The 23,092-nt window shown below is 61.5% G+C and carries 20 protein-coding genes and 1 pseudogene; 11 read left to right on the top strand and 10 right to left on the bottom strand.

Annotation, left to right across the window (positions count from 1 at the left end; translation table 11 throughout):
* Positions 1-224 precede the first annotated feature (224 nt).
* Both hslO and ACE04F_RS26440 read left to right on the top strand, forming a co-directional pair.
* On the top strand, positions 225-1,127 hold the full coding sequence (hslO, locus tag ACE04F_RS26445; RefSeq protein WP_486110551.1) for an Hsp33 family molecular chaperone HslO: 903 nt from the start codon (positions 225-227) through the stop codon (positions 1,125-1,127).
* A gap of 178 nt (positions 1,128-1,305) precedes the next feature.
* A complete protein-coding gene (locus ACE04F_RS26440; RefSeq protein ID WP_092253286.1) occupies positions 1,306-2,850 on the top strand; it encodes a phosphoenolpyruvate carboxykinase in 1,545 nt (514 codons plus the stop codon).
* Positions 2,851-2,905: 55 nt separating this feature from the next.
* On the opposite strand, the gene ACE04F_RS26435 is transcribed toward ACE04F_RS26440, so the two are convergent.
* Positions 2,906-3,259: a DUF1493 family protein gene (locus ACE04F_RS26435; RefSeq protein WP_486110550.1), complete on the bottom strand. Its 354-nt coding sequence runs from the start codon at positions 3,257-3,259 to the stop codon at positions 2,906-2,908.
* Positions 3,260-3,492: 233 nt separating this feature from the next.
* Here ACE04F_RS26435 and ACE04F_RS26430 point away from each other — a divergent pair.
* The 5 genes and pseudogenes from ACE04F_RS26430 to ACE04F_RS26410 all read left to right on the top strand — a co-directional run.
* Positions 3,493-3,630 (top strand): annotated as a pseudogene (locus ACE04F_RS26430) (toxin); the annotation flags it as partial.
* An 8-nt stretch (positions 3,631-3,638) separates the two neighbouring features.
* On the top strand, positions 3,639-3,890 hold the full coding sequence (locus ACE04F_RS26425) for a colicin E3-like toxin immunity protein (RefSeq protein WP_486110549.1): 252 nt from the start codon (positions 3,639-3,641) through the stop codon (positions 3,888-3,890).
* A 148-nt stretch (positions 3,891-4,038) separates the two neighbouring features.
* Complete coding sequence (locus tag ACE04F_RS26420; protein ID WP_486110548.1) at positions 4,039-5,967, top strand: RecQ family ATP-dependent DNA helicase; 1,929 nt, start codon at positions 4,039-4,041, stop codon at positions 5,965-5,967.
* Positions 5,968-6,074: 107 nt separating this feature from the next.
* The gene (locus ACE04F_RS26415) at positions 6,075-7,301 is read left to right on the top strand and encodes a 3-hydroxyacyl-CoA dehydrogenase (RefSeq protein WP_486110547.1); all 1,227 of its coding nucleotides are present in this window, start codon (positions 6,075-6,077) and stop codon (positions 7,299-7,301) included.
* 48 nt (positions 7,302-7,349) lie between these two features.
* The gene (locus ACE04F_RS26410; RefSeq protein WP_486110546.1) at positions 7,350-7,769 is read left to right on the top strand and encodes an acyl-CoA thioesterase; all 420 of its coding nucleotides are present in this window, start codon (positions 7,350-7,352) and stop codon (positions 7,767-7,769) included.
* Between the two features lie 83 nt (positions 7,770-7,852).
* On the opposite strand, the gene ACE04F_RS26405 is transcribed toward ACE04F_RS26410, so the two are convergent.
* The 4 genes from ACE04F_RS26405 to ACE04F_RS26390 all read right to left on the bottom strand — a co-directional run bounded on the left by ACE04F_RS26405 (position 7,853) and on the right by ACE04F_RS26390 (position 12,737).
* Positions 7,853-8,335, bottom strand: a complete 483-nt coding sequence (locus tag ACE04F_RS26405; protein WP_305497521.1) for a glycine zipper domain-containing protein — start codon at positions 8,333-8,335, stop codon at positions 7,853-7,855.
* Between the two features lie 239 nt (positions 8,336-8,574).
* Complete coding sequence (locus tag ACE04F_RS26400; protein WP_486110545.1) at positions 8,575-10,923, bottom strand: FdhF/YdeP family oxidoreductase; 2,349 nt, start codon at positions 10,921-10,923, stop codon at positions 8,575-8,577.
* Positions 10,920-11,759: a formate dehydrogenase accessory sulfurtransferase FdhD gene (gene fdhD / locus ACE04F_RS26395; protein ID WP_486110544.1), complete on the bottom strand. Its 840-nt coding sequence runs from the start codon at positions 11,757-11,759 to the stop codon at positions 10,920-10,922. Before fdhD ends, ACE04F_RS26400 begins: the two co-directional genes overlap by 4 nt.
* A gap of 93 nt (positions 11,760-11,852) precedes the next feature.
* On the bottom strand, positions 11,853-12,737 hold the full coding sequence (locus tag ACE04F_RS26390; RefSeq protein WP_486110543.1) for a LysR family transcriptional regulator: 885 nt from the start codon (positions 12,735-12,737) through the stop codon (positions 11,853-11,855).
* A 137-nt stretch (positions 12,738-12,874) separates the two neighbouring features.
* Between ACE04F_RS26390 and lysM the strand changes: the two genes are divergently transcribed.
* Positions 12,875-13,324: a peptidoglycan-binding protein LysM gene (lysM, locus tag ACE04F_RS26385; protein WP_434570328.1), complete on the top strand. Its 450-nt coding sequence runs from the start codon at positions 12,875-12,877 to the stop codon at positions 13,322-13,324.
* Between the two features lie 111 nt (positions 13,325-13,435).
* On the opposite strand, the gene yrfG is transcribed toward lysM, so the two are convergent.
* The gene (gene yrfG, locus ACE04F_RS26380; RefSeq protein ID WP_486110542.1) at positions 13,436-14,098 is read right to left on the bottom strand and encodes a GMP/IMP nucleotidase; all 663 of its coding nucleotides are present in this window, start codon (positions 14,096-14,098) and stop codon (positions 13,436-13,438) included.
* An 89-nt stretch (positions 14,099-14,187) separates the two neighbouring features.
* On the opposite strand from yrfG, the gene nudE reads away from it, so the two are divergent.
* Together nudE and cysQ are read left to right on the top strand one after the other, a co-directional pair.
* Entirely contained in the window at positions 14,188-14,754 is a 567-nt protein-coding gene (nudE, locus tag ACE04F_RS26375) for an ADP compounds hydrolase NudE (protein ID WP_486110541.1), read from the top strand.
* On the top strand, positions 14,751-15,578 hold the full coding sequence (gene cysQ / locus ACE04F_RS26370; RefSeq protein WP_486110540.1) for a 3'(2'),5'-bisphosphate nucleotidase CysQ: 828 nt from the start codon (positions 14,751-14,753) through the stop codon (positions 15,576-15,578). The genes nudE and cysQ overlap by 4 nt, the downstream gene beginning before the upstream one ends.
* A 47-nt stretch (positions 15,579-15,625) precedes the next feature.
* Here cysQ and ACE04F_RS26365 read toward each other — a convergent pair whose 3' ends face one another.
* From ACE04F_RS26365 to rfbC, 4 genes are all read right to left on the bottom strand, one after another.
* Positions 15,626-16,081: a YiiD C-terminal domain-containing protein gene (locus ACE04F_RS26365; RefSeq protein WP_486110539.1), complete on the bottom strand. Its 456-nt coding sequence runs from the start codon at positions 16,079-16,081 to the stop codon at positions 15,626-15,628.
* A 35-nt stretch (positions 16,082-16,116) separates the two neighbouring features.
* Positions 16,117-17,505 (bottom strand): sigma-54-dependent transcriptional regulator, encoded by a 1,389-nt coding sequence (locus ACE04F_RS26360; RefSeq protein ID WP_486110538.1) that lies wholly within the window; start codon positions 17,503-17,505, stop codon positions 16,117-16,119.
* On the bottom strand, positions 17,502-19,310 hold the full coding sequence (locus tag ACE04F_RS26355) for a sensor histidine kinase (RefSeq protein ID WP_486110537.1): 1,809 nt from the start codon (positions 19,308-19,310) through the stop codon (positions 17,502-17,504). Before ACE04F_RS26355 ends, ACE04F_RS26360 begins: the two co-directional genes overlap by 4 nt.
* 61 nt (positions 19,311-19,371) lie before the next feature.
* The gene (gene rfbC / locus ACE04F_RS26350) at positions 19,372-19,920 is read right to left on the bottom strand and encodes a dTDP-4-dehydrorhamnose 3,5-epimerase (protein ID WP_486110536.1); all 549 of its coding nucleotides are present in this window, start codon (positions 19,918-19,920) and stop codon (positions 19,372-19,374) included.
* Positions 19,921-20,071: 151 nt separating this feature from the next.
* On the opposite strand from rfbC, the gene ACE04F_RS26345 reads away from it, so the two are divergent.
* Entirely contained in the window at positions 20,072-22,984 is a 2,913-nt protein-coding gene (locus tag ACE04F_RS26345; protein ID WP_486110535.1) for an aminotransferase, read from the top strand.
* The last annotated feature ends 108 nt before the right edge of the window (positions 22,985-23,092 follow it).

Here is a 23,092-nt window from a genome sequence, read left to right as displayed (position 1 = left end):
CGCTTCTGTGGCGAGGGAGCTTGCTCCCGCTGGGCTGCGCAGCGGCCCCAAAATCTTGCGGTCGCTACGCAACCGAGCGGGAGCAAGCTCCCTCGCCACAACAGCACTGCAAATGTGGATGCTCAGTCCTCCCCGTCAGGCAAAGTCATGCCTTGCTTGGAACCCACCCGGAATGCCCATAAAATGCCGGTCATCATTTGTCATCACCGCAGATACCAGACCCTATGACTGATTTACCGGATACCGACTACACCCAACGTTTCATCTTCGATGACAGCGACGCCCGTGGCGAGCTGGTGGCGTTGGAGCGTAGCTACGCCGAAGTCCTTGCCAAGCACCCCTATCCGGAGCCGGTCGCACAACTGCTTGGCGAACTGATGGCGGCGGCGGCATTGCTGGTGGGCACCTTGAAGTTCGATGGCTTGCTGATTCTCCAGGCGCGCTCCGAAGGTCCGGTCCCATTGCTGATGATCGAATGCTCCAGCGAACGCGAAATCCGCGGCCTGGCCCGGTACCACGCCGAGCAGATCGCCGCCGACGCGACCCTGGCCGACCTGATGCCCAACGGCGTGCTGGCCCTGACGGTAGACCCGAGCCATGGCAAGCGCTACCAAGGCATCGTCGATCTCGACGGCGCGACGCTGGCCGAATGCTTCACCAATTACTTCGTCATGTCCCAGCAGACCAACACTCGGTTCTGGCTGTACGCCGACGGGCGGCGCGCCCGTGGCCTGCTGTTGCAACAATTGCCCGCCGATCGCATTCGCGATTCGGAAGAGCGTGACGCCAGCTGGCAGCACGTCACCGCTCTGGCCAGCACCCTGAGCGCCGACGAGTTGCTGGGCCTGGACAACGAAACCATCCTGCATCGCCTCTACCACGAAGAGCAGGTGCGCCTGTTCGATGGTCAGCCGTTGCGCTTCCAATGCAGTTGCTCCCGTGAACGTTCCGGCAATGCGCTGGTCAGTCTGGGTCTGGAAGATGCGCAGCAGTTGGTGATCGAGCATGGCGGAGCCATTGAAGTCGATTGCCAGTTTTGCAATGAGCGCTACCTGTTCGACGCGGCGGACATCGCACAATTGTTCGCCGGTGCGGGTGTCGACACACCGTCAGATACTCGTCACTAAAACGGTTCAGCGCAGGTAAATCTCCTGGCAAACGCCGGATTTACGCCGTACTGACGGGAGGGCCCTACTCTTTTTGGGCTTTTCTGGCATAATCCGGCCCACTTTTTTCGGGTAGTAGTGCGCGACTTCCTACTACAAAACGTTTGGAGCACTCGGCCACGGGCCGACGGGGAATCTCATGACGCAAGCCAATAACGCCGTGTATACCGATCTGAGTGTCGATGATCTGGTCAAAGAAGCCCTGAATCGCGGTGAAGGCGAGCTTGCCGATACTGGCGCGCTGGTTGTTCGTACCGGTCATCGTACCGGTCGCTCGCCAGTCGACCGTTTCATCGTGGAAGAGCCGACCACCCAGGACGCCATCGCCTGGGGCCCGATCAACCGCAAGTTCCCGGCCGACAAGTTCGATGCCCTGTGGAACCGCGTCGAGGCCTACCTGGGTGAGCGCGAGCGTTTTGTTTCCCACGTGCATGTAGGTTCCGATCCTGCGCACTACCTGCCGGTCAAAATGACCACCGAGACGGCCTGGCACAACCTGTTCGGTCGTTGCCTGTTCATCAATCCGGAGCAGTACAACGCCGGCGGCAAGGACGAGTGGCAGATCCTCAACGCGCCGAACTTCGTCTGCGAGCCTGAGCGCGACGGCACCAATTCCGACGGCACCGTGATCATCAACTTTGCTGCCAAGAAAGTGCTGATCGCTGGCATGCGCTATGCCGGCGAAATGAAAAAAGCCCTGTTTTCCGTGCAGAACTTCTTGCTCCCAGCGGTCGACGTGCTGCCGATGCACTGCGCCGCCAACATGGGCGAAGAAGGCGACGTGACCTTGTTCTTCGGTCTGTCGGGCACTGGCAAGACCACCCTGTCCGCCGACGAAAGCCGTTACCTGATCGGTGACGACGAGCACGGCTGGGGCGTGGGTGTGGTCTTCAACATCGAAGGCGGCTGCTACGCCAAGTGCATCGACCTGTCCGAGAAGAACGAGCCGGTCATCTGGAAAGCCATCCAGCACGGCGCCGTTCTGGAAAACGTGGTCCTGGACCCGGTCACCAAGAAGGCCGACTACGCCGACGACAGCCTGACCCAGAACAGCCGCGCCGCCTATCCGCGTGAACTGATCGAAAAACGCGCGCCGAAAAACCTCGGTGGCGAGCCAAACGCCGTGATCTTCCTGACCTGCGACCTGACTGGCGTGCTGCCGCCCGTGTCGATCCTCAGCGAAGAGCAAGCCGCCTACCACTTCCTGTCCGGCTACACCGCACTGGTGGGCTCGACCGAAATGGGCTCGGGCAGCGGCATCAAGTCGACCTTCTCCACCTGCTTCGGCGCGCCGTTCTTTCCACGTCCGGCCGGTGAATATGCAGAGCTGCTGATCAAGCGTATCCGTGGCTTCGGCTCCAAGGTCTACCTGGTCAACACCGGCTGGACCGGCGGCGGCTACGGCGTCGGCAAGCGCTTCAACATCCCGACCACCCGTGCGGTGATCGCGGCAATCCAGAGCGGCGCGCTGATCGGTGCTGAAACCGAACACCTGGATATCATCAACCTGGACGTGCCGCTGGCTGTCCCAGGCGTTGAGACTGGCCTGTTGAACCCGCGCAACACCTGGGCCGACAAGGCTGCCTACGACGAAGCCGCCAAGGCATTGGCCGGTCTGTTCATCGAGAACTTCAAGAAGTTCGACGTGAGCGATGCGATCAAGGCGGCGGGTCCGCAGCTGTAAGGCTTGGTGATTGAATGAAAAAGCCGCCCTTTGAGGGCGGCTTTTTCATGGGCGACTATTTTTCCTCCAACTCCTGCGTGTCCCATCGTTGCGCCTTGATCGCCTTGTAGAGCATGCCGATCGTCAGCGGCAGCTTGTCTCCCCGCCCCTTTGCCCTGCGCTTTTGAAATACATCAAAGCCTTCCGGTTGGAAGTAGCGATAGGCGTCGTAGTCGACAAAGTCGATGACGAACCGCTCCTCCAACGCTTCCATCAGGTGCCGGGCATCCGCGCCATCGCAGCCAAGATCGAAATTGACCGCAGTGTCCAGGCGAATGGTCTTGCGTTCCGGCAGGCCGAGTTCTTCGTGGAGCAATTCCATGAGCTGGCGCATGGCGAGGTCGTCGGGGAAGTCTGGGGCGAGGTGCATGTTGGAAAGTCCGAAGGACAGATGAGGAGGGCGTGTCTGCTCGGAAAGTTTAGTGCATTGAAAAAGAGAAAGATCTCACGGCGGTTTCGGAAACGTCCTGTACGCGCTGCTTTTTGCTGCCGGGTAAGGTTCGTCGCGCCCTGTCAGTGAGGCAGCGGCGACCGACAAGGACGAAGCATGACGAAAGGAAAACCCGGTGTCCCGCAGGTTTGGGAGCTCCGCGGTGGCGACAGGGGGATGGGGTCGAGTTGATCTGGACACCGGCCGTTGATCCTTCCGCAACGCTGGGAATCCCCGCGCTGGAAGCCGCGCCACAGGCACCGCGCAGCTGGATCTTCCCGCCGACGCCCAAACATAAAGAGATTTTTGTGAGGGCGACATGGGGCTAAAAATAAGACTGCGGTGGTTTGATAAAACATCTGAACTATTGATTGGCAAAGAATATTCAAAGGATTTTGCGGATGATTCATCGGTTATGGATGATCTTGGTATCCCTGTGGAAAAAAATATCAACAACGGAAACTTTGATGTGAATGCCGACTGGGTTGAAGTCCTCCAACCACATTTTCGACATGCCTTGGACCTGTCGAAGTATGACTATCAAGTATCTTTTGATTATCAGAACGCATGATAATCGCCGGCAAAAACAGGGATGCGGTGACGTAGGCGGGACGGCAAGCGGTATCATTCCGTATCGATTCAGCCCCGACCTTTTCTCGACTCGCTGCGTTGCCCGGCTAGTCTTCTGGCACCACAGCAGTCAAAGGAGCGACCGCTTTATGCACAGCACCCTGGAACAGGTTTTCGGTTATCCACAGTTTCGCCCCGGTCAGGAAGCCACTATCCGCGCGATCCTCGCCGGGCGGTCGGCGGCGGCTATTTTTCCTACCGGGTCCGGCAAATCTCTTTGCTATCAGTTGTCTGCCCTGTTGTTGCCGCACCTGACCCTTGTGGTCTCGCCACTGCTGGCGCTGATGCAGGATCAGTTGGCGTTCTTGCATCGCCACGGTATCGCGGCGGCCAGTATCGATTCGGCCCAGAGTCGTGACGAAGCCAGCGACGCCATGGCGCGGGCCCGTTCGGGCGAGTTGAAGGTGCTGATGGTTTCGGTGGAGCGGCTGAAGAACGAGCGCTTTCGCAATTTCTTGCAGCAGGTACCGATTTCGTTGCTGGTGGTGGATGAGGCCCACTGCATTTCCGAGTGGGGCCACAACTTCCGCCCCGATTACCTCAAGCTCCCCGATTACCAGCGTCAATTCAACATTCCCCAGGTACTGCTGCTGACGGCCACCGCAACGCCCAAGGTGGTCGCTGACATGCAGGCGAAGTTCGCTATCGCCGCCACCGATGTGGTGACGACCGGCTTCTACCGTCCCAACCTCAACTTGTTGGTGGAGCCCGTGCGTGGCGAGGACAAGCGGCACAGGCTGGTGCAGTGGCTGGGCGAGCGCGCCGGGCAGCCGAGCATCGTCTATGTCACCTTGCAGCGAACCGCCGAACAGATTGCCGGGCACCTGAGCCAGCACGGAATCGGTGCCGAGGCTTATCACGCCGGTTTGCCCCATGAGCAGCGCGAAGCCATCCAGCGGCGATTCATGGGCGGGCAGGCCAATTGCATTGTTGCGACGATCGCGTTCGGCATGGGGATCGACAAGAGCGATATCCGCAACGTCGTACATTTCGATCTGCCCAAATCCATCGAGAACTACAGCCAGGAAATCGGTCGGGCGGGACGGGATGGGCAGCCGTCCGATTGCCTGGTACTGGCCAACCGGGACAGCCTCAACATTCTTGAAAATTTCGTCTATGGCGATACGCCGGAGCTTTCCGGCATTCGGTACGTGCTTGATGAGCTGAAGGCTGCCAGTCGCGACGGGCAATGGGAATTCCTGCTGGGGCCATTGGCTGATCAGAGCAATATCCGGCAACTGCCGCTCAAAACGCTGCTGGTCCAACTGGAGCTGCGTGGGCTGGTTGCGCCGCGCTATGCCTATTACGCCGAGTACCGCTTCAAGTTCCTGACCGAGCCGCAGGCGTTGCTGGAGCGCTTCGAGGGCGAGCGAAGGGACTTTGTCTCGGCCATCATCCAGACCTCCAGTCGGGCCCGTACCTGGGCCACGGTGAATTTCGAGGGAATGTACCAGCAGTACCACGCGGATCGAAGTCGCGTGGTCAAGGCGCTGGATTATTTCCAGGAGAAAGGCTGGATCGAGCTGGAAAGCAAGCAGATGACCGAGGTCTACAACGTTCTCGACGCCGATTTCGATTCAGGGCTGTTGAGTGCCGAGCTGCATGCTGATTTTATTAGGCATGAGGAAACCGAGATTGCCCGAATCCATGCCATGCTCGAATTGTTCGCCACGGACCGTTGCCTCGGTTATCGATTGGCCGAGTATTTCGGTGATGTAAACGCGCCGAGACAGTGCGGCCACTGCTCGGTATGCCACGGGCAGGTCGCCCGCTTGCCGGAGCCACCACCACTGCCATCCCTTCGGGATAAAAATTTCGAGGGTCTGTGTGACGACTTCATCCACAAGCATGAGCAGCATACAGGCGAGGTGCCTTCCGCCGATCGATTGACCCGATTCCTCTGCGGCATCAGCGTACCGCTGTTCACCAAGCTAAAGGCGCGAACGATCCGCGGATATGCCGCCCTGGAGCAGTATCCGTATGCCGAAGTTCGGCACTGGGCCCAGGCACACCTGTGAGCTGCATCCATCCGCTGAATGCCCTTCATCACACGAATAAATTTCAAAAATATCCGTCGGCTGACTAAGGTGAACGCTGTCTTTGGATCACCAACAAGAGAGCGAACATGAGCCAGACATCCTTTGATATCCAGCGCGCCGCGGTGGTCGGGGCGGGCACCATGGGGCGGGGCATCGTGATGTGCCTGGCCAATGCTGGCGTTACGGTGCAGTGGGTCGATAATAATCCGCAAATGCTTGAGCAGGCGCTGGCGGCGGTGGCCGACACCTATGCTCACAGCGTGCGCCAGGGACGTATTGACCAAAACGAAGCCGATGCGCGCATCGCCCGAATATCTCGGGCGGACGACTACGCGGCAATCCGCAACGTGGATCTGGTCATCGAAGCGGTCTACGAGAACCTTGAACTCAAGCAGAAGATCTTTCGCGAACTGGACGGCATGCTCAAGCCCGAAGCGATTCTGGCAAGCAACACCTCGGCGCTGGACATCGATGCGATTGCCGCCGCCACGCGCCGGCCGACCCAGGTGCTGGGCCTGCATTTCTTCAGCCCGGCGCACATCATGAAATTGCTCGAAATTGTTCGTGGCGCGCAGACCTCCAGGCCGGCGCTGGATGCCGCCCTGGCCCTGGGCAAGCGCATGGGCAAGGTGAGCGTGGTATCGGGCAATTGCCACGGGTTTATCGGCAACCGGATGCTTCATCCCTATGTGCTGGAGGCGCGCAAGATGCTGCTGGAGGGAGCGTTTCCCCATCAGGTCGATGCCGCGCTGCAAGGTTTCGGCTTTGCCATGGGGCCGTTCCGCATGTATGACGTGGTTGGGATCGACCTGGAGTGGCGTGCGCGCGAGCTGGCGGGTAAAGGCCAGGATGCGCCCGAAGTGCAAGTGGACAACCGCCTTTGCGAGATGGGGCGGTTCGGCCAGAAGAGTGGTAACGGGTACTACCACTATGAGCCGGGCAGCCGACAGGCCGAGCAGGATGTGGAGGTCGATGCGCTGGTGCTGCGGGTCAGTGAGGAGCTGGGGTTTCATCGGCGCGAAATAGCTGCCGAGGAGATTCTGGAGCGCTGCTTGCTGGCATTGGTCAACGAAGGTGCGAAGATCCTCCAGGAGGGCATTGCCGAGTCTTCCCGCGATATCGACCTGGTGTATCTCAACGGCTATGGCTTCCCGGCGGACAAGGGCGGTCCGATGGCCTGGGCGGATCAGCAAGGCCTCGAAGATATACACGCACGGTTGCTGGAGCTCGAAACGAAGCAGGGAGACCAATGGAAGCCTGCCCGTCTGATCGGCGAGCTGGCTGCGCAAGGCAAGAGCTTCTCGCAGCGGTAGTATCTGCACCCGGCACAACGCCTCAGATTGCCTGACCAAGGAAAAGTGATGCCCCAACGCACCGAGTATCTGCATTTCCAGCCGGTGACTACACGCTGGCATGACAACGATGTGTACGGTCACGTCAATAACGTCACCTACTACAGCTTTTTCGATACAGCGGTGAATACCTATCTGATCGAGACCGGCGGCCTGGATATCCATGACGGGGAGGTGGTGGGCTTCGTCGTGAGTTCAGCTTGCGATTATTTTGCCTCGATCGCTTTCCCGGACCGGATCGAAATCGGCCTGCGAGTCGGGAAGCTGGGCAACAGTTCGGTGCAATATGAGCTGGCGGTGTTCAAGGCGGGCGAGGACGAGGCCTGTGCGGCGGGGCGTTTCGTGCATGTGTTCGTCGATCGGACGTCGAATCGGCCGGTGGCGATCCCGGCTCAGCTACGCGGGGCGTTGGAGCGATTGCTGGCCTGAAAACGAAAATCGCAGCCTTCGGTCAGTCTCTGAGAGAGGGGCCGAAGGCTGCGATCATTCAACGGTCTGGAACAAGCCAGCCGTCAATCGTCGTGATAGCGATGTTTGTGCTTATGCTTGCGATGACCGTAGGCATGGCCGCGACCCGGGTGGCCGTCACGGTAGTAGCGACGATCGCCACGGCGACCTTCATAACGGTCATCGTCGTCGTCCTTGCCCATGTAGTTACCCAGTGCGCCACCAGCGCCACCGCCCGCTGCGGCACCGATCAGGCTACCCGTGCTGCCGCCCACGCTGCGGCCAACCACGTTGCCGCCGGCTGCGCCCAGCGCGCCGCCGATAGCCGCTTCGCCGCGGCTGCGTTTATCGGCACCGACCGCACTGCCACCTGCGCCGCCCAGGGCCGCGCCGATAGTGGAACCGGTGTTGCCGCCCAGGGACTGGCCGACGACCGAACCCAAAACCCCGCCCAATGCGCCGCCTACACCTGCTTCGGCGGTACCGCCGGCAGATGCGACGCCGCTGATCAGGCCAAGGGACAACAAGAGAATGGAGGAGAACTTCATAGAGGAGCCTCAAAGGGATGACGGCGCGATCCTGAGGCTGGCTTCGCTTGGTTACAATCGAAATCCGACGAGTAACACGACTTGTGCACAATTCGCTAAGTTACTGTTTTTTGGGCGGAACTTAACGTTATTTCGCCGGTCTTTAGCTACTTCGGACAGGCCGTTTTTTTTTTAAAAACGGCCTTTTTTGTGCCCGTTGGAAAAATCGCCGAGGGGCCAGAAGCGCCCTCGGAATTGCCTCAGGCTGACTTGGCCATGATCAACCCGTTCTCGCTTGCGGCTTCCAGGCGGATAGCCACGAACTTCGAGGTCGGGGTGTGGCTGCCGTCGCCGGTACTTTCCAGCGGCACCAGCGGGTTCACTTCAGGGTAGTAGGCGGCAGCCTGTCCGGCCGGAATGTCAAAGGCCAACAGGGTAAAGCCCTTGACCCGGCGCTCGCGGCCGTCATCCCAGAGCGAGACGATGTCTGCCTTCTGCCCTGGCTTGAAGCCCAGGCGGATGATGTCCGCTTCGTTGACAAACAACACGTCACGTTGGCCCTTCACGCCACGATAGCGATCATCGAGGCCATAGATCGTCGTGTTGTACTGGTCATGCGAGCGCATGGATTGCAGGATCAGGTCCGGCAATTGGCCCGTAGCCCGGGTGCGTTCGTGGATCAGGTCGGTCGGCAACAGGTTGGGCTTGAAGTTGGCGCGGCCCGAAGGCGTGTTCCAGCGACGTGCCCCAGCGCTGTTACCCAGATAGAAGCCGCCGGGGTTCTTGAGTTTTTCGTTGAAATCCTTGAAGCCAGGGATGGTCTCGGCGATCAGGTCGCGGATGCGGCTGTAATCGGCCACCAGCCAGTTCCAATCCACCGGGCGGCTGCCCAGGGTGGCGGCGGCGATGCCGGCAATGATCCACGGCTCGGAGCGCATCTGGTCCGACAGTGGCTGCAGTTGGCCGTTCGAGGCGTGGACCATGCTGAAGGAATCCTCCACCGTCACCGCCTGCGGGCCATCGGCTTGCAGGTCAATGTCAGTCCGGCCCAGGCATGGCAGGATCAACGCTTCCTTGCCATGGGCCAGGTGGCTGCGGTTGAGCTTGGTGCTGATCTGTACCGTCAGGTCGCAATTGCCCAGGGCCTGGAAGGTCCGGTGGCTGTCTGGCGTAGCCTGGGCGAAGTTGCCGCCCAGGGCGATGAAGACCTTGGCCCGACCCTCGGCCATGGCGTGGATCGCCTCGACCACGTTGTGGCCGTTTTCACGTGGTACCTTGAATTGGAAGCGCCGTTCCAGAGCGTCGAGGAATGCAACGGGCGGGCGCTCGTTGATTCCCATGGTCCGGTCGCCCTGCACGTTGCTGTGGCCACGCACCGGGCACAGGCCGGCGCCTGGCTTGCCAATGTTGCCGCGCAGCATCATCAGGTTGGCGATTTCCTGGATCGTCGCCACCGAATGGCGGTGCTGGGTGATACCCATCGCCCAGCACATGATGACGTTCTTGGCCTTGGCGTACATGCGTGCCGCTTGTTCGATTTCGGCGAGGGTCAACCCGGATTGCTCGGCGATCTGCTCCCACGGAGTGTCGTCGACCACCGCCAGGTAATCCAGAACGTTGGCGCTGTGCTCGTTGAGGAACGCATGATCGAATACCGCAAGGGCGCCGCTGTTCTGCGCGTCACGTTCCCATTGCAGCAGGAACTTCGCCATGCCCCGCAGCACGGCCATGTCGCCGCCCAGGGCTGGGCGGAAATACGCGGTGTTGGTGGGTTTGTCGCCGTTGGTGAGCATTTCCAGCGGGTGTTGCGGATGCTGGAAACGCTCCAGGCCACGCTCTTTCAGCGGATTGATGCACACCACCTGGGCGCCGCGCTTTACGGCTTCGCGCAGCGGCTCGAGCATCCGTGGATGGTTGGTGCCGGGGTTCTGGCCCCAGACGAAAATCGCATCGGCGTGCTCGAAGTCATCAAAAGTTACTGTACCCTTGCCCACCCCGACACTTTGGGACAGGGCGACGCCGCTGGCCTCATGGCACATGTTCGAGCAGTCGGGGAAATTGTTGGTGCCAAAGGCGCGCACGAACAGCTGATACAGATAGGCCGCTTCGTTGCTGGCGCGGCCTGAAGTGTAGAACTCGGCCTGCCTCGGGCTCGAAAGCTCTTGCAGGTGCTTGCCAATCAGGGCGAACGCCGCTTCCCAGCTGATGGGCTGGTAACGGTCGGTTTGCGCGTCGTAGCTCATCGGCTCCGTCAGGCGGCCCTGGTATTCGAGCCAGTAGTCGCTCTGCTCCAGCAGCGACGTCACGCTGTGCTTGGCGAAAAAAGCCGCGTCGACACGACGCTTGGTCGCTTCCCAGTTCACCGCCTTGGCGCCGTTCTCGCAGAACTTCACCATGCCGCTTTCCGGCGAGTCACCCCAGGCGCAGCCAGGGCAGTCGAAACCGCCGTTCTGGTTGGTCTTGAGCATCATGCGAATGTTTTTCAGCGCGTTATCGCTGGTCAGCCAGGCCTGGGCGACGCTGATCAGCGCGCCCCAACCACCGGCCGGGCCCTTGTAAGGCTTGTAGCGCGGTGCGGGTTTCTGGTTGGCTTGTTGATGATTGCTCACGCTTGATTCTCCATCGCAGGGCTGTAGACCCGCGGCGCACTTTTTTGCGGCAGGTGGATGAGGTTGAGGTTGTGTTGGCGAGCCCACTGCACGGCGAGGCCCGTGGGCGACGACAGGCTGACCAGCGTCTGGATGCCCGCACGCAATACTTTTTGAATCAATTCGAGGCTGCAGCGGCTGGTGACGATCGCCAAGCCTCCAGTTGTTGGGATCTGCTGCCGGATCAGCGCACCGATCAATTTGTCGAGGGCGTTGTGGCGACCGATGTCTTCACGGCCCAGCAGCAGTTCACCTTGGGCATTCATGAACAGTGCCGCATGTACCGCGCCGCAGTGTTGGCCCAAGGGTTGGAACTGGCCGATGCGCTGGCGCAGGCCGTCGAGCCATTGCGCTGGTGGCAGTGGTGCGCCCGGCAGCACCTTGAGGTTGGGCAGCGCCTGTTCCACCGCTTCCACCCCGCACAGCCCGCAACCGCTGGTGCCGGCCAGTTGCCGGCGTTGTTGCTTGAGGTTCCAGAAGGCGCGGTTGGCAATGGTGACCTGGGCATATTGCGCGGAACCGGCTCCGCTCAGTTGCAGGTCATAGATATCCGCCGGGTCTTCGATGATGCCGCTGCCGAGGCTGAAGCCGACGATGAAGTCTTCCAAGTCAGTGGGCGTGACCAACATTACCGCTTGGCTGATGCCGTTATAGGCAATCGCCAACGCCACTTCCTCGGCCAGCGCGGCGCTGTCCGAGTGCGAGTGGTCCAGATTGCAGTAGCGATAGCTCTGGCTGGCGGCTGGCTTGGATGCTTCCAACGCAGGCGCAGGACAGACCGGAGGCTTGTCGTTCATGGGCATCACTGAGAGGAGGAATAGTGCTAAGACTAAATGCGGCAATCTGCCACGTCTAATCGCTATTACTGATCCTTCAATAGATGACGTCGATCAAGGAATGGTTATTGATTTCTGATAAAGCGCGAAACAGGCCTCCGCCAACGCCGAGCGAGGGGCCCCGCGCCGCATGATCAGCCCCAGCGGGACCAGCGTCTGGGCGCTGTCGATGGGCTGGATTCGCAGGTCTTCGGTGAGCTTCAGCCCGCTCTCCAGCGGCACCACGGCGCAACAAAGTCCGCCGTGCACAGCCTGTAACAACTGATGCACCGCGTCGGTTTGCAGCAGCGGTTGGGGTGTCAGCCCCCGGCTGTGGAAGTGATGGTCGATGGATTGGCGAAAATGCATGCCGCTGGTGAGCATGCCCAGGGGCAGCTCCACCAGCGCTTCCCAGCTCAGCGGTTCTTCGCCAAAAAAGAAAAACCGTTGGTCGTATAGCAGGCCCATGCGGGTATGGGCGAAGGGCAGGGCTTCGAAACGCTCGTTGTCCAGACGTTCCAGGTAGGAGATGCCCAGGTCGATCCGGTTGTTTGCCAATTGTTCGAGAATGCGTTCGGAACTCAGGGACGACAATTCGAAACGCAGGCTGGGGTGGTCGGTGTGCAGGCGCTGCATCATCGCCAGCGGGTCGAAGTCCGACAGCGGAACCACGCCCAGGCGCAGCGTACCCACCAGATTGCCGCGACAGGCGGCTGCTTCTGCCTGCAGTCCGTCGTAGGCCGCCAACACCGTGCGCGCCCAGGCCAGCACGCGTTCGCCCGGTGCGGTAAACCCCTCGAAACGCTGACCTCGATTGACCAGTGGCAAACCCAGCTCTTCCTCCAGGCTGCGCAGGCGCATCGACAAGGTGGGCTGGGTGATGTGACAGCGGGCGGCAGCCTGGCCGAAGTGGCGGGTTTCTTCCAGCGCGATCAGAAATTTCAGCTGCTTGATGTCCATTTTCGCTCCTGGGCGCGGGAAGTTTCGGATTCTAGCGCCTTGGAGGTGGCGAGGTCATTGGTCAGCTGGGAAACGGAGTCGGTTGGCTTGGTCTAGGCTTCTGCGTCTGGATACCTGAACCCCATGGAGTGAATGCGATGAGCCTTTTCAGTTTCTTGAAAGATGCCGGTGAAAAAATCCTCGATGCGCTGACGCCCGACAAGGCAGAAGCCAACAGCGAAGCGCTGACCAAGCATGTGCAGGAGGCGCTGACAGGGATCGATACTTCAAAGATTCAGGTCAAGGTCGAAGGTGAGAAAGTCATCGCCACGGGTGAAGCCGCAACTCAGGAGGAGAAGGAAAAGATTCTCCTGGCGCTGGGTAACGTGGCCGGTATCAGCGGGGTTGATGACCAGATCACCGTGACCGGCCCGGTCGCGACGCAGGCCAAATTCGTCACCGTGGAAAAAGGCGACACCTTGAGCGCCATTTCCAAGCGGGTTTATGGCGACCCGAACAAGTACAACAAGATTTTCGAAGCCAACAAACCGATGCTCAAGCATCCGGACAAGATCTACCCAGGGCAGTCACTGCGTATCCCCGAATAGGATTTGAGCTCGGCGGTGTCCTTATCGCGAGCAGGCTCGCTCCCACAGAAATTACCGGTTCGCCGCGAGCCGAGGTGGGAGCGAGCCTGCTTGCGATGAGGACGGTGCGGTTCAAAGCCCGGCAATCAAAGCCCGATAATCTCTGACGGCATCGAATTCCCCCGTATCCTTCGGCCCCTTGCGACTGTCCGGCTCGCTGACCGCCAGCAAATGTGCGATGCCAAAATCCCGGGCGCTGCGCAATACCGGCAGGGTGTCGTCGATGAACAGGCTGCGGGCCGGGTCGAAATCGAGGTCGGCTTGCAGCGCGTCCCAGAACTGCGGGTTTTCCTTGGGAAAACCGTAGTCGTGGGAGCTGATCAAACGCTCGAAATACGGAGCCAGTTCGATGCGTTCCAGCTTCAGGGACAACGAGTCGCGGTGAGCGTTGGTGATCATCACGACCCGTTTGCCGGCCCGTTGGATGGCTGCCAGAAACGTATCGGCGTCCGGGCGCAGGGCGATCAGGTGGGCGGTTTCCAGCTTCAACTCGCGCACCGGCAGCTTCAATTCGGCACTCCAGAAATCCAGGCAATACCACTGCAGCTGGCCGGCGTTGCGCTCGAACAGCGGCTGCAGTTCCATCTCCGCCATGGCCCGGCTGACACCATGCAGTTCGGCATAGCGCTGGGGCAGATGTTCCAGCCAGAAGTGATTGTCGTAATGCAGGTCCAGCAGGGTGCCATCCATGTCCAGCAGAACCGTATCGATCTCATGCCAGGGCAACAACGCCATAAAAACTTCTCCAGCGGTAATCAGATATCCGACGTAAACAATCAGGATAGGCCGGGTATAGTAGCCTGCTATCGCCCAGGGAGCCGTTTATGCGCCAGACACCCACCATACTCGACCGACGGATCGTCGCCACCAGCCGCCTGTTTTGCGTGGAAGAACTGAAACTGCGTTTTTCCAACGGTGTGGAACGCACCTACGAACGCCTGGCGGGTAAGGGCTCAGGTTACGGCGCGGTGATGATCGTGGCGATGCTCGACGCCGACCATGCGGTGCTGGTGGAAGAGTATTGCGGCGGTACCGAGGCCTACGAATGGTCCCTGCCCAAGGGCCTGATCGAACCCGGTGAAGACGTGCTGGCGGCGGCCGAGCGTGAGCTCAAGGAGGAAGCCGGTTTTGGCGCTCGTCAACTGGAACACCTGACTGAGTTGTCATTGTCTCCCGGCTACATGAGCCAGAAGATCCAGGTGGTGCTGGCGACTGATCTGTACGAAGAGCGTCTGGAAGGCGACGAGCCCGAGCCAATGCGTGTGGACAAGGTCAACCTGGGCGAGCTGTCGGCCCTGGCGCAGAACCCTCAGTTCACCGAGGGCCGGGCGTTGGCGGCGCTGTACCTGGCCCGCGATCTGCTGACTCAGCGCGGAACCTACCTGCGATGAATTTTCCGCATCCCCTGATGGCCCCGGTTATCGAGCTGGCGCTCACCGCTGGCGACGCGATCCTGCCCTTCTGGCGGGCCGATGTGGAGGTCTTGCGCAAGGCCGACGAATCGCCGGTGACCGCCGCGGACATGGCCGCTCACCACGTCATCGTGGCCGGGCTCAAAGCCCTGGCGCCGGATATCCCGATCCTTTCCGAAGAGGATGCCGATATTGCGCAAAGCGTCCGCGCCGGCTGGCAACGCTGGTGGCTGGTGGATCCGCTGGACGGCACCAAGGAATTCATTTCCGGCAGCGAGGAATTTACCGTAAATATCGCCCTGATCGAGGACGCACGAGTGGTGTTCGGTGTGGTGTCGATGCCTACCAACGGTCGTTATTATGCCGGCGGCGAGGGCCTGGGTGCCTGGCGCGGCGACAGGGGTTCCGAGCCTGCGACCATTGCGGTGCGTAACGTACTGGCGCCCGGTGAAACCTTTACGGTGGTCGCGAGCCGCCGTCACACCAGCCCGGAGCAGGAACGCCTGTTGGCCGGTTTGAGCGAAGGTCTGGGGGCGCTGCAATTGACCAATATCGGCAGTTCGCTGAAGTTCTGCCTGTTGGCCGAAGGCGCGGCGGATTGCTACCCGCGATTGGCGCCAACGTCGCAGTGGGACACCGCCGCTGCCCAGGGCGTGCTGGAGGGCGCCGGTGGCGAGGTACTGGATCTACAGGGCCAGCCGTTCTGCTACCCGGCGCGCGAGTCGTTGTTGAATACCTCGTTCCTGGCGCTTCCGGCGCAAGCGCCGTGGCGTGGGAAGTTGCTGGAGCTGGCTCGTTCTTAAAATCTGATCTGTTAGCCAGAAGCTTTTGTGGCGGGTCTACGCGCCAATCAGCGATGCAGCACGTATTGCCCCTCAAACCGCACCGCCACGTCCTCGCTATCCGCGTTCCTCACCTGCGTCTGCAAGGTCAGCCTTGCCCGTCCGTAGCGACGATAAGTGGCCAGGAAACGCGTCCAGGTCTTTCCATCGGACGCCTCACAGATGACGGTCGCGTCGCGGGTAACCGGTAGCGGATAACTGATCTGTCCTTCCTGGATCACGATGTGTCCGTCTTCGATGCCTTCCTCGCGCAGCGCCAGGTGCAGCCAGCCCCAGCCACCGAGCACGGCGCCGCAATACAGGCTGCCGCCGAACATGGTGCTCTTGTGATTGACGTTGGCCGCGAGTGGCAGGAACAAGCGTAGCTGCCGGGCTTGCCAGCCGAGCACCTTCAGGCCCATGTCCTGCGTCAGCGGGATGTCCCGGTGCAGGATCGTTTCCAGGTAGTGGCTGTCGCGGTTCATGCAGGCCCTCTTGGCTGAAAGTGAACGGTTGGAGCTCAGTCCGGCTCTTCGGTCGGGCCATGGCTGCTGTCGCCGAAGTTCAGCCCGTGTTTGCGCAACTTGTCGTGCAGCGTCTTGCGCGGAATGCCCAGGGCTTCGGCGAGGCTGCGTACGGAGCTGTGGGAACGGGCCAGTTCGGCGGCGATCAGGGTTTTTTCAAAGTTCTCCACCTGCTCGCTCAGGCCACCGCTGATCACATCCACCGCAGCGGGGCCGCCGTCCGGCGTGCTGTTGTCCAGCGCCAGTTCCAGGCCCAGGGCAAAACGTTCGGCGGCGTTCTGCAATTCGCGCACGTTACCCGGCCAGCTGTGGCGCAACAGCAGCGCCCGATGGGGCGGCTGCAGTTCGTGCGGCGGCAGGCCATGGCGGGCGCTGGCTTCGTTGGCAAAGTGCTGGAACAGCATCAGCACATCGTCGCCGCGTTCGCGCAATGGCGGAATGCGTAGCGGCGCGACGTTCAGGCGGTAATACAGGTCGGCGCGAAAACGGCCCTGATCGGCGGCCTGGCGCAGGTCTTCCTTGGTGGCGGCGATGACGCGGATATCCAGCGGGATCTGCTGGTTGCCCCCGAGCCGTTCCACTACGCGCTCTTGCAGCAGGCGCAGCAGTTTGACCTGTACGTCCAGGCTCATGCTTTCGATTTCATCGAGGAACAATGTGCCGCCATTGGCGAATTCGAACTTGCCGATACGGCGTTTTTGCGCGCCGGTGAAGGCGCCGGGCTCGTGGCCGAACAGTTCGCTTTCCACCACCGACTCGGCCAGGGCGCCGGCGTTGATCGCCACGAACGGCCCGTTGCGCCGGCTTGAGAGGTCGTGCAATGCGCGGGCCACGACTTCCTTGCCGGCCCCGGTTTCACCGAGGATCAACACATCGGCGCGGGTCGCCGCCAAGGCGCCGATCTGCTCGCGCAGGCGCAGCATGGGCGTCGATTGGCCAACCAGGCGAGCGCTGAGCTCATGCCGGTCACTGAGGGCCAGGCGCAGGCTGCGGTTGTCCAGGACCAGGCGACGCAAGGCCAGGGCGCGACGGACGCTGTCGAGCAGATGATCGCTGGCGAACGGTTTTTCCAGGAAGTCATAGGCCCCGGCGCGCATTGCCTGGACCGCCAGCGGTACATCGCCGTGGCCAGTGATCAACAGGACCGGTAGATCCGGATCCTGGGCGTGCAGCTGGTTCAGCAGTTCAAGGCCGTCCATGCCGGGCATGCGAATGTCGCTGACAACCACGCCCGGCCAGTCACGCGGCAATTGCCCGGCCAGGCCGTTGGCTTCGCCCAGCGGGAGGATCTTCAGGCCGGCCAGGTCGAGGGTCTGGCTCAAGGCCTGACGCAGGTGGGGATCGTCGTCGATCAGCACCACCTCAATCTGGTTATCGATGGTCATACACTACGGTCCTCGGACGGTTGCAGGCTCACCCCGGGCGCGCCCGCGCGCAGCTTCAGGGTAATCAGGGCGCCGCCTTCCTTGTGATTGGCGAACAACAGCTCGCCGCCGAAGGCGCGCATCAGGGTGTCGCAGATCGCCAGCCCCAGGCCAAGGCCCTGGGTGCGGGTCTTGGTGGTATAAAAAGGCTCGCCGGCCCGGCCCAGGGCTTCCATGCAAAACCCCGGGCCGTTATCGCGTATGTACAGGTTGACGCCGGTTTCCGTTGCCTGGGCACTGAGCCAGAGCCTGCGCGGCGGGCCCTTTTCAGTCAGCGCATCAAGAGCGTTCGCCAACAGGTTGCCCAGCACTTGGCGCAAGCGTGTTTCGCCGGCCTCGACCCACAAGGTGGCGGCCGGCAGGTCACGGATCAGTTCCACTTCCATGCTGCGCCGACGTTTGGCGAGCAGCGCCAAGGCATCGTCCAGCGCCGGTTGCAGGGCGACGCTTTCCGGCGCGTGACGGTCGCGGCGGGCAAAAGCGCGCAAATGGGCGATGATCGAGGCCATGCGCCCGGTCAGTTCGCTGATCAGCTTGAGATTGCCCCGGGCGTCTTCGGTGCGTTGGTGGTCGAGCAGTATTTCGGCGTTTTCCGCGTAGCTACGAATGGCCGCCAGCGGCTGGTTGAGTTCATGGCTGATGCTCGCCGACATGGTGCCCAGGGCCGACAGCTTGCCGGCCTGCACCAGGTCGTCCTGGGCGCGGACCAGCTCCTGCTGGGCGTGCTCGCGCTCCAGCACTTCCTGGCGCAGGCGCCGGTTAAGGCCTTCCAGATCGCTGGTGCGTTCCGCCACCCGGCCTTCCAGCTCATGCCGGGCCTTGGCTTCGAAGGCGATCCGTTCCAGGTAATGGCGCCGGCGCTGCATCATCAACCCGAGCAGCAGCATCAAGACCAGCAATGCCGCCCCGCCGATGACGACCACCGTGCGCACCGGACGATCGATCAGGGTTCGTGGGGCCAGGATGCTCACGTTCCAGCCAGTCTCTTCGATGACCTGGGTCTGCGTCAGCCACGCATTGGTGTCCAGATGAAGCGGCTTCGGATCGCGGGTCGGATAGGGTTGGACCGCGCTGATTGCCTTGCTCTCTTCGGTGCTTAACGGGCGGGTTGCGCGAAACCGCCATTCCTGACGTGAAGTCAGAATGACCACGCCATTATGGTCGGTCACCAGCAATTGCTCAGGGGTCTTGCCCCACAGGCTTTCGGTGTGGTCCAGGTCGACCTTGACCACCAGTACGCCAATGACTTTTTCGCGATCACGTACCGCAGCGGCGAAAAAATAACCACGCTTGCCCGACGTGGTGCCCAGCCCGAAGAAACGCCCAAGGCGCCCGGCCATGGCTTCGATGTAGTACGGGCGGAAAGCGAAATTGCGCCCGACGAAACTGTCGTGCTTGTCCCAGTTCGATGCCGCCAGGGTCTTGCCAGTGGCGTCCATCAAGTACATGACTTCAGCGCCCGTCTGGGCGCTGATGTTCTTCAGCAATCGATTGGCATTGCCCTGGGTAACGCCATCATCTGGCGCCGACAGGACTGCGCGCAGAGGCGGCAGCTCGCCAAGAATCTGCGGCAGCACTTCATAGCGGTGCAGGGTGCCCAACAGGTTGGCGACGTAGAGATCGAGCGTCTGGCGATTCTGCCCGGCCAGTTCGCTGCGGTAGTACCGCTCCGCCAGATGCTCCAACGGCCACAGCAACGGCGCCAGGCACAAGGCCAGCAATGCCAGGCTGCGCCAACGGGGTCTGCGGGGGAGGGTGGAGTTCATGAGCATAATGCGCCTGTGGGAACAGGCGCATTATGCCTAGGACAGGCGTCAACGTCTTCGATCAGGCGAAGACGTCTGCCTGTGCGAGGGTCGAAGCCGCCGCATCCTTGCCGGACAGTTGCGGCTGGATATCACCCAACTGCCAGTCGATGTTCAGTGTGGGGTCGTTCCACAACAGGCTGCGTTCGGATGTCGGGTCGTAGTAGTTGGTGGTCTTGTACAGGAACTCCGCGAACTCACTCAGGACCACAAAGCCATGGGCGAACCCAGGCGGCACCCAGAGTTGGCGGCGGTTGTCGGCACTGAGGCGCACCGCGACCCATTTGCCGAAATTCGGCGAACTGCGGCGGATATCCACGGCTACGTCGAGCACTTCGCCGGCCGTGACGCGCACCAGCTTGCCCTGGGTGTTCTGCAATTGGTAGTGCAAGCCACGCAGCACGCCTCTGAGCGAGCGAGAGTGGTTGTCCTGTACAAACGGCGTGTCGATGCCGGTCGCGTCCTTGAATGCCTTGGCGTTGAAGCTCTCGTAGAAAAAACCGCGTTCGTCACCAAATACCTTGGGTTCGATGATCAGGACACCGGGCAAGTCGGTGGCGATTACATTCATTGGGTGTCTCCATGGGAATGGCAGCAACAAGGATGCCCATTCTTGCGCAAAGCAGCGAGCGGCGCGAGCCCCGAGTCGAAGAGGGGGTTGCTTATCCATCGACTCAGTGGCGAGATAGGCATCCAGACAAAACCACCTCAGGGGTCGTTGTATGCCACTCGCCACGTTGGTTCACCGTGCCAGTTTGCCAAGCCCACAAATCAGCGCCGAGCAGGCGCTGGTACTGCTGCGCTCGAATTACGGACTCAGCGGTGACCTGCGACCCCTTGGCAGTCATCAGGACCTCAACTACCGCGTCGACAGCGAACGCGGGCGGTTCGTGCTGAAAATCTGCCATGGCGACTACGCCGTCCAGGAGCTTCAGGCCCAACACGCCGCCCTCAAGCAATTGGCCGGGCATGACGCGGTTAAGGTGCCGCGGGTGATCGAGGCCGCCAATGGCCAGGACCTGCTGACCCTCGAAGTCGCCGGGCAAGCGATACACATGCGTCTGCTCGAGTACATCGATGGCCAGTCCCTCACTCAACTCAAGCACCTCACGCCTGACCTGGTGACCGGGCTGGGCCGCCTGTGCGCCGACATGGACCTGGCCCTGGCCACGTTCGACCACCCGGGCCTGGAGCGAACCCTGCAATGGGACGCGCGCCACGCGCCAGCCTTGGTCGAACACCTGTTGCCTGTCATCAAGGATGACCAACGGCGCCAGTTGATCGCCGAGGTCGCACAGCAGGCCGAACGGCGCTTGCAGCCGCTCAAGGCGAGCCTGCCGATGCAGGCGATCCACATGGATATCACCGACGACAACGTGGTCTGGCAACGCGATGCGCAACGCCAATGGCAACTGCAGGGCGTCATCGATTTCGGCGACCTGATCCGCACCTGGCGGGTCGCCGACCTGTCGGTCACCTGCGCGGCGCTGCTGCATCATGCCGATGCAGATCCGTTTTTCATCCTGCCGGCGATCAAAGCCTATCACGCGGTCAATCCATTGCGGCGTGAAGAGCTCCAGGCGCTTTGGCCGTTGATCATGGCCCGCGCCGCTGTGCTGGTACTCAGTGGTGAGCAACAACTCGCTGTCGATCCGGATAATCAATATGCCCGCGACAACCTCAAGCATGAGTGGGAAATCTTCGACGTCGCCCATTCCGTGCCGCTTGAATTGATGGAAGCGGCGATCCTTGCCGCCGTGGGCCATAGCCTGCCGCCCCTGGCCAACGAGGGTTTCGCTCCGCTGTTGCCGACTTTGGTGGGGCGTGATTTCGCCCTGATCGACCTGGGTGTGCTCAGCCCGCATTTCGAGGCGGGCAATTGGGAGCAGCCAGGGATCGATCAGCGCCTGCTGAGCGAAGCCGCCGCCGTGCATGGATTGGCGGCCAGCCGTTACGGGCAATATCGGTTGTCCCGCACCCGGCCGGACAGTGCCGAAGAGCCCGATACTTATCCGCTCCATGTCGAACTGCACATTCCTCACGGTACGCCGCTGGAGTCGCCCTTCGCCGGGGTGTTGCACAGGGATGCTGACGGCTTGCTGCGGCTCGACGGCCCGCAACTGAGCGTGCGTTTGTGGGGCGTTTCCTCGTCGCTGCAATCCGGTGCCGCGCTGGCAAAGGGTCAGGTAGTGGGCGAGGTGGCTGGCCCTTTGCTGGTCCAGCTGTGCCGGGGTGCGCATCTGGCTCCGCCGTTGTTCTGCACACCGTCCCGGGCGCAGGCCTGGCAAGCGCTCTGCCCATCACCCGCGGTGCTGTTGGGGCTGGCTTGCGATGCCGAGCCGGAAATCGATCCGCAGGCGCTGCTGGCCCGTCGTGATGCCAGTTTTGCCCGTTCACAGAAGCACTACTACGTCGACCCGCCGCGCATCGAGCGTGGCTGGCGCAACCACTTGATCGACATGCAGGGCCGCTCGTACCTCGACATGCTCAACAACGTCGCGGTGCTTGGGCATGGTCATCCGCGCATGGCGGCGGTTGCGGCCAGGCAATGGTCGCTGCTCAACACCAACTCGCGTTTTCACTACGCGGCGATCGCCGAGTTTTCCGAACGCTTGCTGGCATTGGCGCCGTCGAACATGGATCGAGTGTTCCTGGTCAACAGCGGTACCGAAGCCAACGACCTGGCAATCCGTCTGGCGTGGGCCTACAGCCGTGGGCGCGACATGCTCAGCGTGCTGGAGGCCTATCACGGCTGGTCGGTGGCGGCCGATGCGGTCTCGACATCCATTGCCGACAATCCCCAGGCTCTGAGCAGCCGTCCGGACTGGGTGCATCCAGTGACGGCGCCGAACACCTATCGCGGTGAGTTCCGTGGGGTCGACAGTGCGCCGGACTACGTGCGCAGCGTCGAGCACAACCTGGCAAAAATCGCCGAACAGAACCGTCAGCTCGCCGGCTTCATCTGCGAACCGGTATATGGCAATGCCGGCGGCATCGCGCTGCCACCGGGGTACCTGAAACAGGTCTACGCCTTGGTGCGCGAGCGCGGTGGTGTCTGTATCGCCGACGAGGTGCAAGTCGGCTACGGGCGCATGGGCGAGTTTTTCTGGGGCTTCGAGGAGCAAGGCGTGGTGCCGGACATCATCACCATGGCCAAGGGCATGGGCAACGGCCAGCCGCTGGGTGCCGTCATCACCCGCCGGGAAATCGCCGAGGCGCTGGAAGCCGAGGGATATTTTTTCTCTTCCGCCGGCGGCAGTCCGGTCAGTTGCCAGATCGGCATGGCCGTGCTGGACGTCATGGAGGAAGAAAACCTGTGGGAAAACGCCCGGGTCGTTGGCGGACATTTCAAGGCCCGCCTGGAAGCGCTGATCGACCAGTATCCATTGGTCGGCGCGGTGCATGGCTCCGGGTTCTACCTGGGCGTGGAGCTGATCCGCAACCGCGACACCCTCGAACCGGCCACCGAGGAAACCACCGCGCTGTGCAATCGCCTGCGGGAGTTGGGCATCTTCATGCAGCCGACTGGTGATTACCTGAACATCCTCAAGATCAAGCCACCGATGGTCACCAGTCGCCAGAGCGTGGACTTCTTCGTCGACATGCTGGCGAAAGCGCTGGAGGAGGGGTTGTAGTCTCCCTTGCATGCCTAACGGTGTCCCCCTGTGGGAGCGAGCCTGCTCGCGAAAGCGGTGGATCAATCAACATCAATGTTGAATGTTCCGCCCCTTCGCGAGCAGGCT

This window comes from Pseudomonas sp. AGC41 (assembly GCF_057334555.1).
This window is presented reverse-complemented; position numbering and strand designations above follow the sequence as displayed.